The sequence below is a fragment of the Devosia yakushimensis genome (assembly GCF_030159855.1).
Taxonomy (GTDB): domain Bacteria; phylum Pseudomonadota; class Alphaproteobacteria; order Rhizobiales; family Devosiaceae; genus Devosia; species Devosia yakushimensis.
Genome location: NZ_BSNG01000001.1, coordinates 576,184 through 589,084, shown reverse-complemented (window position 1 = coordinate 589,084; position 12,901 = coordinate 576,184). Strand labels below are relative to the sequence as shown.

Below are 12,901 nucleotides of genomic sequence, written 5' to 3'. Positions count from 1 at the left end.
AATCGACATTCACTCAGGCTGAGCCGAAAGTGATGGTTTTCGAGAACCGGCGCGCAGCGTACTTTTGGGTACGTGAGCACCGGAAGCGCAGAAAACTGCCATTTGCAGGCCAGCATCAGCTGAATGTCGATTGGCCCTACAGCCAGCCCGCCAATTCCCGCCGCACCATGGCTTCGATCATATCCATGCCCGCCGGGGTGTCATTCAAACACGGAATATAGGCAAACCGCTCGCCCCCCGCATGCATGAAGGTCTCTTTCCCCTGCATGGCGATTTCTTCCAGTGTCTCGATGCAATCAGCCGAAAAGGCCGGCGCCAGGATCGCGACTTTCTTGACGCCCTGCCCCGGCAGCTTCTCCAGCGTATCGGCCGTGGCCGGTTCCAGCCATTTGGTCGGCCCGAACCGCGATTGGAACGTCACCAGCAATTTGCCCTCGGGCCAGCCCAGATATTCGCCCACCAGGCGCGTCGTCTCGCGGCAATCATGCTCATAGGGGTCGCCGCGATCGACATAGCTCTGCGGCAGCCCGTGATAGCTGGTCAGCACCAGATCGGGCTCGAAATCCAGCGCGGCAACGCCATCACGGATCGAATTGCCCAGCACCTCGACATATTTGGCATCACTATAATAGGCCGGCGCCGTCCGCACCGCCGGCTGCCAGCGCATCTCGGCCAACGCATCGAACGCCTTGTCATTGGCCGTCGCGGTCGTCGTCGCCGAATATTGCGGATAAAGCGGCACCAGCAAAATCTTCTGGCACCCCGCCTGCTGCAGCTTGTCCAGCACGCTGCGGGTCGATGGATTGCCATAGCGCATGGCAAAATCCACCATCACATTGCTCTCGCCCGCCAGCCGCTGCGCCAGCGCCTCGGTCTGGTCGCGGGTAATCACCCGCAGCGGGCTTTCATTCTTTTCCTTGTCCCATATCTGCGCATAGGCATGCCCGCTTTTCTGCGGTCGGAAGCTGAGGATGGCGAGATTGAGAATCGGCCACCACAGCCATTTGGGCGTCTCGATGACACGCGGATCGCTCAGGAATTCCTTGAGATAACGGCGCACGCTCCAATAATCCGTCCCATCGGGCGTGCCCAGATTGAGCAGCACCACGCCGATTTTCGGCGTCTGCGCAGGCGGATGATCGGCGGGAAAAGCTTGGGACATGAAATGGAGCTGTTTGGAAGAATTCTAACGTTTGGGCGCACCATAACGCCTAACGCCATAACCGCAAGGCGGCGATGGGTCGCGCTTTCTTCACCACCGACCTCCCCTCTCCCCTTGAGGGAGAGGGACGGCAATTCTGCGTCCAGCAGAATTGACAGGGTGAGGGGTTCTGCGCTCGCCCATGCTTCAATGTCCATTTCCCCACCGCGTCATTCCCGCGAAAGCGGGAACCTCTGTTTGCCAATCTTGCATCCAAAGCGGAGGTCCCGCTTTCGCGGGGATGACATTGTGGATGGAAAAGCCCCCTACAAACTCGCAATCAGCAACAACACACCAAACACCAGCACCAGCACGGCCCCCGCCAGCTCCGCCCACCACAGCACAGCCCCCGTCACCGGGTTATCGACGCCGCCAATTTTCCGCGCCAGCCCCTTGGCCGTCACCGCCAGCGTCGCCAGCGCCGCCACGGTGATCGCCGTCCCCGCGCCCATCAGGAAAACGGCAACGATCCCCGCCGCCAGCAACCCCTGCGACAGTGCAAAGACCAGCACTACCAGCGCCCCCGAGCAAGGCCGCAGCCCCACCGCCAGCACCACACCCAATTGCTCCCGCCACGTCCCGCTCGCCGCCTCCGGCGTCACGATATGCTGGTGATCGTGATGGTCATGGCCGTGCTCATCATGATCATGGTGATCATGCCCATGGTCGTGATCATGATGATGATGATGCTCGTGCTCATCATGCTCATGCAGATGCGCATGCGCTTTCTTCGCCATGTCATCGGGCTGCTGATGGTGGTGGTGCGAATGCCCCCAGCCAAAAATCTTGCGCGCGATCAGCCACAGGCCCAGCAGCGCCACCAGCCCATAGGAGACGATGCCGATCCAGTTCGCCGCATCGCCCATGGCAATGCTGGTCATCCCCAGAATACCGGCCGCCACCAGCACGAACAGCACCGCCACCAGCGATTGGATCATCGCCGAGATGACGCTCAGGATCACCCCGCGCCGCACCTGCGTTTCATTGGCCAGCATATAGGATGAGATCACCACCTTGCCGTGCCCGGGCCCCGCGGCATGGAACACGCCATAAAGAAAGCTCAGTCCGCCCAGGAGCCAGAATGCCGTCCAATCGGTGCGCAGCGCCGCCAGCGACGCATTCATCGCCCCATAGAAATGCCGCTGCTGCTCCTGCAGCCAGCCGAAAAACCCGGTGCGCGGCAGGTTGAGTCCTGGCTCCGGCGGCGGCCCGCCAAAAGGCATGGAAGGCTTTGCCACCGCCACATTATTGACCGCATCGAGCGCCGTGGCCGGCGCCGCCGGCGGCGCATCACCACAGGTGATGACAATCATGCCCTGCGTGCCCCGCATCGCCGCAGCGAGGTCGGGCGGCAATTCCATTACATCGGGCCCCAGCGCAAAGAGCCGCTCCTGCACGGCCGGATCCATTTCCTTGGGCGGATCCAGGCTCACCGCGCAATTGCCTGGCGCATTCTCCAGCGTCACATCGCTGGGATCGGCAAAGGTGATCGCCACATAATAGTCCGGGTCATAAACCCCCAGCTCGAACCGCGGCCCGGCCGGATGCGGGCGCTCGGTTTTGAGCGAATAGCTGAGCGTCACCCGCCCATCCTCGTAAACCATGCGCTGGTCGCCCGCGGGCTGGAAATGCAGCAGATCGTCCTGCGAGCCGGCAAAGGTATAGAATTCGAAATCGGCCAGCCCGGTCATGTTCTCGTCGGCCAGGCCCTGCATTTCCTCCGAGCTCGTGACCCCATCGCCATTGGTGTCGAGCCCCTGGATCACCCAGGCCGAAAATGCCGCGTCGAACGTCCAGTCATGCTTGAGCCCGATGACGGCCCCGCTGTCGTCGAACACCACATTCACCTTGGCGTCGATGAAAATATGCGGATGCGCCCAGGCCGGCGTCATCAGGGCCAGCAGCCCGGCCAAAACCACCGCCACCCGGCGGGCAAAATTCCAAACCGTCACACCGCGCCCCTAACTGATCGGATGCGTCTGGAACCACTCGACCAGATGGTCGATCAGCGCCCGCACCTTGCCCGCCAGATGCCGCCGGTGCGGATACACCGCCTGCAGCGTCTGGCCGGTCGGCAGATAGCGGGTAAGCACAGGAACGAGCTCACCTTTAGCCACTGCCGGATCAGCGAGGTAGGAGGGCAATGCGGCAAAGCCGAGACCGAGAATGGCCGCCTGCCGCGCCGCTAACGGAGAATTGACCCGCACCGGCCCGCTGACCGGAATGGAGATGGTCTTGCCATCTTCATCGATGAATCGCCAGTTCGATTGCCCCTGCAGATTGGTATCCACAATGCAGGGCATGGTCCGCAATGCATCGGGATGCTCGGGCGTTCCCAGCGTCTTGAGCAGCGATGGCGCGCCCCCGATCACGATATGCATATCGGCAATCTTGCGCGCGATCAGCGAAGAATCCTGCAGCGTCGATATCCGCAGCGCCACATCGATCCCTTCATCGACCAGATCGACATAGCGATCCTCCAGCCGCAGATCGAGCGTCACCTTGGGATATTTGGCCAGATACGCAAAAATCGCCGGCGCCAGCGTGTCCTCGCCGAAATTGCGCGGCGCCGACACCCGCAACAGGCCGCGCGGCTCGGCCGTCTGGTCGGTAATCGTCGCGTCGAGGTCGTCCAGTTGCTGCAGCAGCGCGCTGGCCTCGCGATAATAAGCCTCCCCCGCCTCGGTCAGGCTCAGCTTGCGCGTGGTGCGGTTCATCAGTCGCACGCCCAGATAATCCTCGAGATCGGTCACATACTTGCTGAGCAGCGCCTTGGACCGCCCATGCTGGCGCGCCGCCGACGAAAAGCCGCCGGAATCGAACACCTGCACGAAGGCGCGAATGCGGGCGAGATCCTGTGTCATGTCCTACTCCAGCCTGCCGAGGTCAAACGCGGCGACCTCGTCAATCAATTGGGCAAACCCGGTCAGCGCATGCTCGGCGCTCGCCGCCCCCTTTTCCGCACTCGCCAGCAGGGCATTGCCCATCGCCCCCTGCGGGTTGAGATCGCGGCTCAACCAGCCCGGCCGTGTCCGCCCATGCGTCTTGAGCCAGGCCGTCCCGGCATCCCACTCCATTGCCGCCGAAGCGAAGTCGGCGAGATGCCCACCCCGCACCGCCTCGGGCCGGTAATGCAGCATCAGCGAGGTTTCCACATCCCCGCCATGAATGCCATGCTCCAGCTCATCCGCGTCAAACAGCCCTTCCGGCTGCCCGAACCGCAGCCATGCGGCATTCACCGCCAGCATGTCGCGCTCCGCCCGCAGCCGCGTCGCCAAGAGCCCCACCACTTCCGAATTGCCGCCATGGCTCGAAACCACGATCAGCCTGCGCACCCCCGCCGTAACAACCGCATCCACCACATCGGTCCAGGCCCGCAGCAGCGTCTCGGCATTATGGGTAAACACGCCGGCAAATCCCGAATGCTCCAGACTATGTCCGATCGCCTGCAATGGCAGCACCAGCACATCCCGCTCAGGGCTCACATACGCCGCCAGCCGGCTCAAATGCCCCCGGGCGATATCGCAATCGGTCGACAGCGGCAGATGCGGCCCATGCGGCTCGATCGCCGCCACGGGCAGCACGGCAATAGTCTGTGGCCCGGCAAAGCGGGCAAATTCCGGTGCGGTCAGCTGTTCGGCAAAATGGGTGGCCAAGCTGCGCTCCGTTCGATTTTATGGGGGCAATCAACGCATAACTCATCTGCGCGCAGTGAACAATAACGGGCCTTGGTCGTTACCCGATTAACGATAGGATGGAATGGCTGATCGACGCGCCCAAGGAGTTCGGACTATTTTCCCGCTTATGTCCAAACCCTCGTCCCGCTCAACGCTCTACCGGCTGATCGAAGCCGGCCAGCTGGCCCACCGGGCCCTGCTGCTGCCCCTGGCGGAGCGCGGACTTGAGCCGGGCGACGATGCCATCCTCTTCGAACTCGGCCGCTCCGGCGCCACCCAGGCGGACCTCGCCGCCACACTCGGCCTGCCGCTCGACAATCTCGAGGCCCGCCTCGCCCGCCTCATCGACCGCGGCCTGGTCGGTCCCCAGGCCGTCGGCCCCGAACTCGCCCCCGGCATAGCCCTCACCGACCGCGGCATCCGCATCCGCAACGGCCTCTCCGACCACTGGACCCAGCTCGAAGAGGCCCTATTGGGCGAACTCAAACCCAAACACCGCAAAAAACTCGCCACCACGCTCAAGCGCTTCGTGGATTTGCTGAAGCTTTAGACGCCAACGCTATGCGCCTAGGCGCTCGCTAACTTGTTCTCTCCAATGAAATACGGCCGCCATAGCGTAGAGCGTCGTGCGCACGGTGCCCGCGACATTTCAGGAGAATAATCGTGTCGCAATACCAACAGGAGTCTCTGGCCGGAGGCATTCGCACGTGGGTCAATGACGGTTCGACGATACCATATTGGATACAACATCGAATATCGGAAGACAGATCTCCCAATGGAACCTTCATAATCCCAACTGCCCTCGGCCTCGCTCGTGTCCATATTGGTCATGTCGTCCTCGAATATCGTGGCAAGTTATGGAGTCGTAAAGCGGAAGAGGTGCCGGAGCTTCTGGCAGGCTTCGCCGCCTCCCTCAGTGTCGACAGTTCCTATCAGCGATCTATCGACAATGATGGGTCGCGCCGCCTTATTGCGAGCATTGCTGCAAATTTTGACTGGCGGCTCTGTGCGCCTTTGGTGGTATCTCGTCGGCAAGGTGACTTGAAGGTGATTATCGATGGACAGCATCGATGGGCGGCAGCGATACGTCGGGGTGATTTGCCCCAACTGCCATGTTGCCTCTTTACCTACGACAGCCCAGAGGACGAAGCCCGCATGTTTATTGTTGCGAATAGGGCGCGGAAGGCAGTGAACCGTATGGACGACTTCCACGCTGCCCTTGCGGCTGGAGACGAGGATGCCCTGGACATCCAGCGGCTTGTGTCGGAGGCAGGGTTAGCCGTTTCCCGAAGCACCTCAGCTACCACACGGAAGCTAGGTGAAGTTACGTTTACCTCTTCGATCGCCACTGCGCGTCGCAGGCACGGTGATGCAATTGTGTCGGCCGCCCTGACCTCCATGGCAGAAGCGTACAAGGAGCAGCCGCTTACACATGGCGCTTCAATCTTTGGAGCGCTTGTGCGCATTTTTGTCGATCCTCCAGAAGACTTCGATTCTGATAAGTTAGTACCAACGCTGCGTCGCTTCCCAATGGCGGAGTTGAGCAGTGTTGTCCGCGACGAGAAGGGCGGCGACGCGCGCGCCCTCCTATTGTCGAGAATGATCAGCGGGGCACTAAGCATGGGGGACGACGTGACCAAGTGACGGCTGCATGTCGCGCTTCCTTAGAGTGCGACATGCTTGTAACTAAACGGAGTGCATCGGTGGCGCGCCCCATTAGTTCGCACAGCGCCCACCCCACTCCCACATGACCAACCCATTCAGCTCCAGTTCATCGACAATGGTGTTTTCTCTGCTCACAGGCACAGAGGTGCTTAACAGGGATAAGGAGTTCAACAATGGCTTTGAGGAACAAACTCATCGCTGGCGGACTGGCGGCGTTTGCAATGCTTGCAACGGCGACGGTCGCTATGGCTGCCCCGGCCTATGTCACCAGCAATGTTAACGTCCGGTCCGGCCCGGGCACCGGTTATGGCGTCGTCGACACGCTGCGCCGTGGCGAACAGGTCGATGTGCAGCAGTGCCGCGGCAGCTGGTGCTATGTGGAAAAGCGCGGCCCCGATGGCTGGGTCTCGGCCAATTACCTGAGCGCCGGCGGCAATGGCGGCGGCTGGGGTGGTGGTGGCTGGGACAATGGCTGGAACCGTCCGCCTCCGCCCCCGCCGGTCTGGAACCCGCGTCCCCCGCGTCCGCCCCATTGGGGTGGTGGCTGGGATCGCCCGCGCCCGCCCCATTGGGGTGGTGGTTGGGATGGCCGCCCGCCGCGTCCATATCCCGGCAATCCCGGTGGCAGCGTCTGCTTCAATGGCCCGAACGGCTACGTCTGCATGGGCAACTAGCCAAAATAACAACGCCGCCCCTCGGGGCGGCGTTTCTCATTCATGACCAGGCAGGCCCGGCTCGGGCGCCACGGCCACCTTGCGCATTCGCTCCCGCGCCATCACCACCAGCCCCGCCACCACGATGATCACCGCCCCGATCAGCGATATCCCGTCGATCCAATGCCCGAACACCACCGCGCTCAGCAGGATCGCCCAGGGCAGCGAGAAATAGTTGAAAGGTTGGATCACGCTGGCCGGCGCCATCGAGAGCGCATAGATCATCAGCCCATGGCCCGCGCAGGTCGTCACCATGATGATGCAGATCAGCATCACATCGATCCAGCCCATGGGCTCCCAGAAGAACACGCCCACCGCGCTCGACAGCACCAGCCCCACCACCCCGGTATAGGCCATGCTGGTGGCCGCGCTGTCATACTGGCTGACCTTGCGCGTGATCACGAGGTAAAGCGCATAGAGCACCGAGGAAAGCCCGGCAAAGGCCACCCCCCAATCAAGCGGTAACCCACCCGGCCGCACGATGATCATCGCCCCGGCAAAACCCACCAGCACGGCGACGAAGCGGAAAATGCCGACTTTTTCGCCCAGGAGCGGAATGGCGAACAGCGTCACCAGCAGCGGATAGACCAGCGAAATCGCCTGCAATTCGCCCAGCGGCACGCTCTGCAGCGCCCGCGCAAAACACCAGATTTCGATGATCAACAGCGAGCCGCGCAGCACCTGCAGCAGCGGCACTCGGGAGCTCAACGCCTGCCGCAGCGGCGCCTGGCGCATCACCAGCCACAGCGAAAAGGCGGCAAAGCCCCAATAACGCATCATCGTGACCTGGAAGGTCGAATAATTCTGCACCAGGATTTTGGAAATCGCATCCTGCGCGCCGAACACGGCAATGGTCACAAGCGTCAGGAGGATGGCGCGGCCGACAAGATCGCTGCGCCCGTCTGCTGCAGTAACGGACATGAAAAAGGTCGCCGCCAGTCATTGAATGGCGCTCCGATTCGGGCCGAACCGGAGCGCGGGAACTCGCAAGGAGCTGACGAAACTTAGCCCTTGGCGGTCGCCGATTTGATCATGCCGGCAATGGCGGTCAGGATGCCGCCGCCGACCAGACCCGTGGCGCCCTGGCCGACCAGTGCACCAATGTCGAGCCCGCCCGTGGCAGCGCCCGTCGCTGCCGCAGCCGATGCTCCGCCCACCAGGCCGCTCAGGCCGGGGATCAGGCTGGCGAGCCAGGTGCCGCCGACGCCACCAACAGCGCCAGCGATCGTGTTGCCGGTCGGTCCGAGATTGAGACTTTTGACGATCTGGCCGATCACGTTTCCGCCGGCCCCACCGGCAATCAACTGCACGAGAATAGGTACGATGACTTCCATGATGTCCCTCTTCTGGACGCCGTGCGAGCCCTCCGCCCCACGGACATTCACAATGTACTGCCGATTGTTGCGCAACAAAAGGACATGACTACTGTCTAATTCTGTCAGGATGCTTGGCTAGGGATTTGGCGAATATTTCAGCGTTCCCCATATGTACGCGGAGATTGATGTGCCAGCCCAAAGCGGCCTATGGTCCCGCAAAACCACCGAATCCAGCCATCCATGACTTTGCCAATACCCGAATCGCTGCCCGCTTCCGCCGCCCTTGTCACCGGGGCCGGCGAGCGTATCGGCGCGGCCATTGCGCTGGCCCTGGCCCGGGCCGGCCACCCCGTCATCATCCATTATCGCAGCAATGAAACGGGCGCCCGCCGAGTCGCGTCCGACATCGAAGCCATTGGCGGCCGCGCCGCAATCGTCCAGGCCGATCTCGCCGATCGCAGCCAGCGCGCCCGCCTCATGGCCGATGCCACCCGGCCCTTCGGCCCCCTCGGCATCCTGATCAACAATGCCTCGCTTTACGAACGCGACAGCGCCCGCGATCTCGACGAAAACCTCTGGGACACTCACTTCGCCATCCACGCCGAGGCCCCCGCCTTCCTCTCGCGCGATTTCGCCGCCCAACTGCCCCAGGGTGCCACGGGCAATATCATCAACATCATCGACGAACGCGTGCTCGATCTCTCCCCCGCCTATTTCAGCTATACCCTGAGCAAGTCGGTGCTCTGGACCATGACGCGCACCCTGGCCCAGTCCCTGGCGCCCGCCATTCGCGTCAATGCCGTCGCCCCCGGCCCCGCCGTCGCGCCGCCGCATATCCCCCAGGCCAAGTTCGACCAGCGCCGCGCCGAACTGCCCCTGCAAACCGCCGCCGATGCCGCGGGCATCGCCCAGGGCGTCATCGCCATTCTGAACCTACCCAGCATGACCGGGCAGATGCTTGCCCTCGATGGCGGCGAACATCTCGAATTCCCGGCCCGCCGCGGGCCGACGCCACGATCATGACCGACGATATCGCCACTCCGCCCCCGCCCAGCGGCCACGAAGTCATCCGCGCCTTCGTGCGCACCCTGCCCGCCGCCCCCGGCGTCTACCGCATGCTCGATGCGGAAGGCGAGGTCATGTATGTGGGCAAGGCCCGCAATCTCAAGGCCCGCGTCACCAATTACACCCGCCCCGATGTCCTCGAAGTGCGCCTCCAGCGCATGATCGCTGCTACCGTGACCATGGAATTCGTGCGCACGGAAACCGAGTCCGAAGCGCTGCTGCTCGAAGCCAACATGATCAAGCGGCTCAAACCCCGCTTCAACGTGTTGCTGCGCGACGACAAGAGCTTCCCCTATATCCTGATCGCCACCGATCACGAGGCGCCCGAACTGACCAAGCATCGCGGCACAAGACGCCGCAAAGGCCATTATTTCGGCCCCTTCGCCTCGGCCACCGCCGTCGGCCGCACCATAGCGAGCCTGCAAAAAGCCTTCCTCCTCCGCAATTGCTCGGACTCTTTCTACGCCGCCCGCACCCGCCCGTGCCTCCAATTCCAGATCAAGCGCTGCGCCGCCCCCTGCACCCGCGAAATCAGCCTCGAAGGCTATGGCGAGCTGGTCGAAGACGCCCGCCAATTCCTCTCCGGCAAGTCCCAGGGCGTGCGCGACCACCTGCAGCGCGACATGAACCAGGCCGCCGAACAGCTCGATTTCGAGCGCGCCGCCCTCATCCGCGACCGCCTCTCCGCCCTCGCGCTCATCCAGAGCCAGGGCGACGGCACCGCCAAATCAGTCGAAGAAGCCGACGTCTTCGCCATCCACCACGAAGGCGGCCAGTTCTGCGTGCAGGTCTTCTTCTTCCGCGCCTTCCAGAACTGGGGCAATTACCCCTATCGCCCCCGCGCCGATGCCAGCCTCAGCGATGCCGAAGTGCTCGAAGCCTTTATCGGCCAATTCTACGAAAACCGCACCCCGGCCCGCCTCGTCCTCATCAGCCACGACCTGGCCGAACCCGACGTCATGGAAGAAGCCCTCTCCACCCGCGCCGGCCGCCGCGTTTATATCGAACAACCCAAGCGCGGCGAAAAGCGCGACCTGGTCAATCACGCCCTCAACAATGCCCGCGAAGCGCTGGGCCGCCAGCTCGCCGAAGGCGCCACCAACCGCACCCTGCTCGAAGGCGTGGCCGAAACCTTCGGCCTCGAAGAGGTGCCCCGCCGCATCGAAACCTACGACAACTCCCACATTTCTGGCACCAATGCCGTGGGCGCCATGGTGGTCGCGGGGGAGGAAGGCTTCGCCAAGAAATTCTACCGCACGTTCAATATCAAATCGACGTCGATCACCCCCGGCGACGATTTCGGCATGATGCGCGAAGTGCTGACCCGCCGCTTCACCCGCCTCGCCAATGAAAGCGAAAACGACGCCGAAGACGAAAATACCGGCATGCCGGACTGGCCCGACGTGGTCTTCATCGACGGCGGCGCCGGCCAGCTCAACGCCGTGCGTGAGGTCATTGCCGAACTCAACCTGCCCAAGGAAGTGACCTTTATCGGCATCGCCAAGGGCGAAGAGCGCGATGCCGGCCGCGAAAAATTCTTCATGGAAGGCCGCGAAGCCTTCATGCTCCCTCACCGCGACCCGGTCCTTTACTACGTCCAGCGCCTGCGCGACGAAGCCCACCGCTTCGCCATCGGCACCCACCGCGCCAAGCGCAAAAAAGACGCCATCAAGAACCCCCTCGACGAAATCGAAGGCATCGGCCCCACGAGAAAACGCGCGCTCCTCAACCATTTCGGCTCCGCCAAGGCGGTGGGCCGCGCCAGCCTGCTCGATCTCGAAGCCGTCCCCGGCATTTCCGGCGCCATGGCGCAGCTGATCTACGATCATTTCAATCGCGTAGACTGAGGGGCACGGTCCATCCCACCCACCAGCCTGTCCCTCCCCCTATCAGGGGGAGGCTAGGAGGGGGTGCCCCACCCAAGACTCTTCCATTCGCTCCCCCTCCAAACGTCCAATATCTCCCCCCTCGACTCTTGCCCAAACCCGCGCTACATCTCCTGCCATGATCTCCGTCGCAACCATCTCGTTTTGGTATTTTAGCTATCCGCTCCCGGCGGAGGCTATTGTGCGCTTGATCTGATCTCACCAAGAGACGACCAAACCCGAAGCCAGCCGCCCGACCCACGAGGCGGCTTTTTTGTTGGCCGCCGTCGAGCAAGACACACCGAGGAACCGACAAATGCTTAAGACCACCGATGATCTGCGGATCAATTCCATCACCGAACTGACCACCCCAATCGAGGTGATGCGCCAGCATCCGCGCACCGATGCGGCCACGCGCACCGTCATCAGCGCCCGCCATGATCTGCATAATATTCTGGCCGGCAATGACGACCGCCTCTCCGTCATCGTCGGCCCGTGCTCGATCCACGATACCAGGGCCGCCATGGATTACGCGCAGCGACTCGTGGCGCTGCGCGAAACCCTTGGCGACCGGCTTGAGATCATCATGCGTGTCTACTTTGAAAAGCCCCGCACCACCGTGGGTTGGAAGGGCTTGATCAACGACCCCAATCTCGACGGTACTTTCGACATCGATACGGGCCTGCACACCGCGCGCGCCCTGCTGCTCGACATCAACAATCTGGGCCTGCCCGCCGCCTGCGAATTCCTCGACATGACGACGCCTCAGTACATTGCCGATCTGGTCAGCTGGGCCGCCATCGGCGCCCGCACCACCGAAAGCCAGATCCACCGCGAGCTGGCCTCGGGCCTGTCCTGCCCGGTCGGCTTCAAGAACGGCACCGACGGCAATCTGCAGATCGCGCTCGACGCGGTCAAATCCGCCAGCCAGCCGCACCATTTCATGGCCGTGACCAAAAATGGCCGCTCCGCCATCGCCTCCACCACCGGCAACGAGGACTGCCACGTCATCCTGCGCGGCGGCAAAGTGCCCAACTACGACGCCGCCAATGTCGACGCTGCTGCCAAGGCCGCCACCAAAGCCGGCGTGCCCGCCACCATCATGATCGACGCCAGCCACGCCAACTCGTCCAAAAAGCCGGAAAACCAGCCGCTGGTCCTCGCCGATATCGGCCACCAACTCGCCGCCGGCGACCGCCGCATCATCGGCGTCATGATCGAATCCAACCTCGTCGCCGGCCGCCAGGACCTTATCCCCGGCCAGCCGCTGACCTACGGCCAGTCCATCACCGACGGCTGCATCGATTGGGACACCACGGTCACGGCGCTGCAAGCATTGGCCGAGTCGGTAACCCAACGCCGCGCGGCGACCAATCAGGCGGTGGCATAACCAACAATC

At 62.8% G+C, this 12,901-nt stretch carries 12 protein-coding genes; 6 read left to right on the top strand and 6 right to left on the bottom strand.

Annotated elements, in window-relative coordinates:
• Window positions 1–136 precede the first annotated feature (136 nt).
• The 4 genes from hemH to QQL79_RS02765 form a co-directional block, all read right to left on the bottom strand.
• Complete coding sequence (gene hemH / locus QQL79_RS02780) at window positions 137–1,162, bottom strand: ferrochelatase (protein ID WP_284387690.1); 1,026 nt, start codon at window positions 1,160–1,162, stop codon at window positions 137–139.
• Between the two features lie 305 nt (window positions 1,163–1,467).
• Complete coding sequence (locus QQL79_RS02775; RefSeq protein WP_284387689.1) at window positions 1,468–3,153, bottom strand: HoxN/HupN/NixA family nickel/cobalt transporter; 1,686 nt, start codon at window positions 3,151–3,153, stop codon at window positions 1,468–1,470.
• A 9-nt stretch (window positions 3,154–3,162) separates the two neighbouring features.
• Window positions 3,163–4,065: a LysR family transcriptional regulator gene (locus tag QQL79_RS02770; RefSeq protein ID WP_284387687.1), complete on the bottom strand. Its 903-nt coding sequence runs from the start codon at window positions 4,063–4,065 to the stop codon at window positions 3,163–3,165.
• Between the two features lie 3 nt (window positions 4,066–4,068).
• On the bottom strand, window positions 4,069–4,857 hold the full coding sequence (locus QQL79_RS02765) for a creatininase family protein (protein WP_284387685.1): 789 nt from the start codon (window positions 4,855–4,857) through the stop codon (window positions 4,069–4,071).
• Between the two features lie 148 nt (window positions 4,858–5,005).
• Here QQL79_RS02765 and QQL79_RS02760 point away from each other — a divergent pair, with 148 nt between their 5' ends.
• The 3 genes from QQL79_RS02760 (at window position 5,006) to QQL79_RS02750 (ending at window position 7,217) form a co-directional block, all read left to right on the top strand.
• Window positions 5,006–5,428, top strand: coding sequence for a winged helix-turn-helix transcriptional regulator (locus QQL79_RS02760; protein ID WP_284387684.1), 423 nt, complete (start codon window positions 5,006–5,008; stop codon window positions 5,426–5,428).
• Between the two features lie 113 nt (window positions 5,429–5,541).
• Window positions 5,542–6,522, top strand: a complete 981-nt coding sequence (locus QQL79_RS02755; RefSeq protein ID WP_284387683.1) for a ParB/RepB/Spo0J family partition protein — start codon at window positions 5,542–5,544, stop codon at window positions 6,520–6,522.
• A 194-nt stretch (window positions 6,523–6,716) separates the two neighbouring features.
• On the top strand, window positions 6,717–7,217 hold the full coding sequence (locus QQL79_RS02750; RefSeq protein ID WP_284387681.1) for an SH3 domain-containing protein: 501 nt from the start codon (window positions 6,717–6,719) through the stop codon (window positions 7,215–7,217).
• A gap of 36 nt (window positions 7,218–7,253) precedes the next feature.
• On the opposite strand, the gene QQL79_RS02745 is transcribed toward QQL79_RS02750, so the two are convergent.
• Together QQL79_RS02745 and QQL79_RS02740 are read right to left on the bottom strand one after the other, a co-directional pair.
• Window positions 7,254–8,177, bottom strand: a complete 924-nt coding sequence (locus QQL79_RS02745) for a DMT family transporter (protein ID WP_284387679.1) — start codon at window positions 8,175–8,177, stop codon at window positions 7,254–7,256.
• A gap of 83 nt (window positions 8,178–8,260) precedes the next feature.
• Window positions 8,261–8,590: a hypothetical protein gene (locus QQL79_RS02740; RefSeq protein WP_284387677.1), complete on the bottom strand. Its 330-nt coding sequence runs from the start codon at window positions 8,588–8,590 to the stop codon at window positions 8,261–8,263.
• 222 nt (window positions 8,591–8,812) lie between these two features.
• Here QQL79_RS02740 and QQL79_RS02735 point away from each other — a divergent pair, with 222 nt between their 5' ends.
• The 3 genes from QQL79_RS02735 to QQL79_RS02725 all read left to right on the top strand — a co-directional run bounded on the left by QQL79_RS02735 (window position 8,813) and on the right by QQL79_RS02725 (window position 12,892).
• Window positions 8,813–9,595: an SDR family oxidoreductase gene (locus QQL79_RS02735; protein WP_284387674.1), complete on the top strand. Its 783-nt coding sequence runs from the start codon at window positions 8,813–8,815 to the stop codon at window positions 9,593–9,595.
• On the top strand, window positions 9,592–11,484 hold the full coding sequence (gene uvrC, locus QQL79_RS02730; protein ID WP_284387672.1) for an excinuclease ABC subunit UvrC: 1,893 nt from the start codon (window positions 9,592–9,594) through the stop codon (window positions 11,482–11,484). The genes QQL79_RS02735 and uvrC overlap by 4 nt, the downstream gene beginning before the upstream one ends.
• 334 nt (window positions 11,485–11,818) lie before the next feature.
• Window positions 11,819–12,892, top strand: a complete 1,074-nt coding sequence (locus tag QQL79_RS02725; RefSeq protein WP_284387670.1) for a 3-deoxy-7-phosphoheptulonate synthase — start codon at window positions 11,819–11,821, stop codon at window positions 12,890–12,892.
• The last annotated feature ends 9 nt before the right edge of the window (window positions 12,893–12,901 follow it).

Coding starts and splice junctions, on each gene's coding strand:
- QQL79_RS02725 (WP_284387670.1), top strand. CDS start 11,819: ATGCTTAAGACCACCGATGATCTGCGGATCAATTCCATCACCGAACTG.
- QQL79_RS02740 (WP_284387677.1), bottom strand. CDS start 8,590: ATGGAAGTCATCGTACCTATTCTCGTGCAGTTGATTGCCGGTGGGGCC.
- QQL79_RS02750 (WP_284387681.1), top strand. CDS start 6,717: ATGGCTTTGAGGAACAAACTCATCGCTGGCGGACTGGCGGCGTTTGCA.
- QQL79_RS02735 (WP_284387674.1), top strand. CDS start 8,813: ATGACTTTGCCAATACCCGAATCGCTGCCCGCTTCCGCCGCCCTTGTC.
- QQL79_RS02770 (WP_284387687.1), bottom strand. CDS start 4,065: ATGACACAGGATCTCGCCCGCATTCGCGCCTTCGTGCAGGTGTTCGAT.
- uvrC (WP_284387672.1), top strand. CDS start 9,592: ATGACCGACGATATCGCCACTCCGCCCCCGCCCAGCGGCCACGAAGTC.
- QQL79_RS02760 (WP_284387684.1), top strand. CDS start 5,006: ATGTCCAAACCCTCGTCCCGCTCAACGCTCTACCGGCTGATCGAAGCC.
- QQL79_RS02745 (WP_284387679.1), bottom strand. CDS start 8,177: ATGTCCGTTACTGCAGCAGACGGGCGCAGCGATCTTGTCGGCCGCGCC.
- hemH (WP_284387690.1), bottom strand. CDS start 1,162: ATGTCCCAAGCTTTTCCCGCCGATCATCCGCCTGCGCAGACGCCGAAA.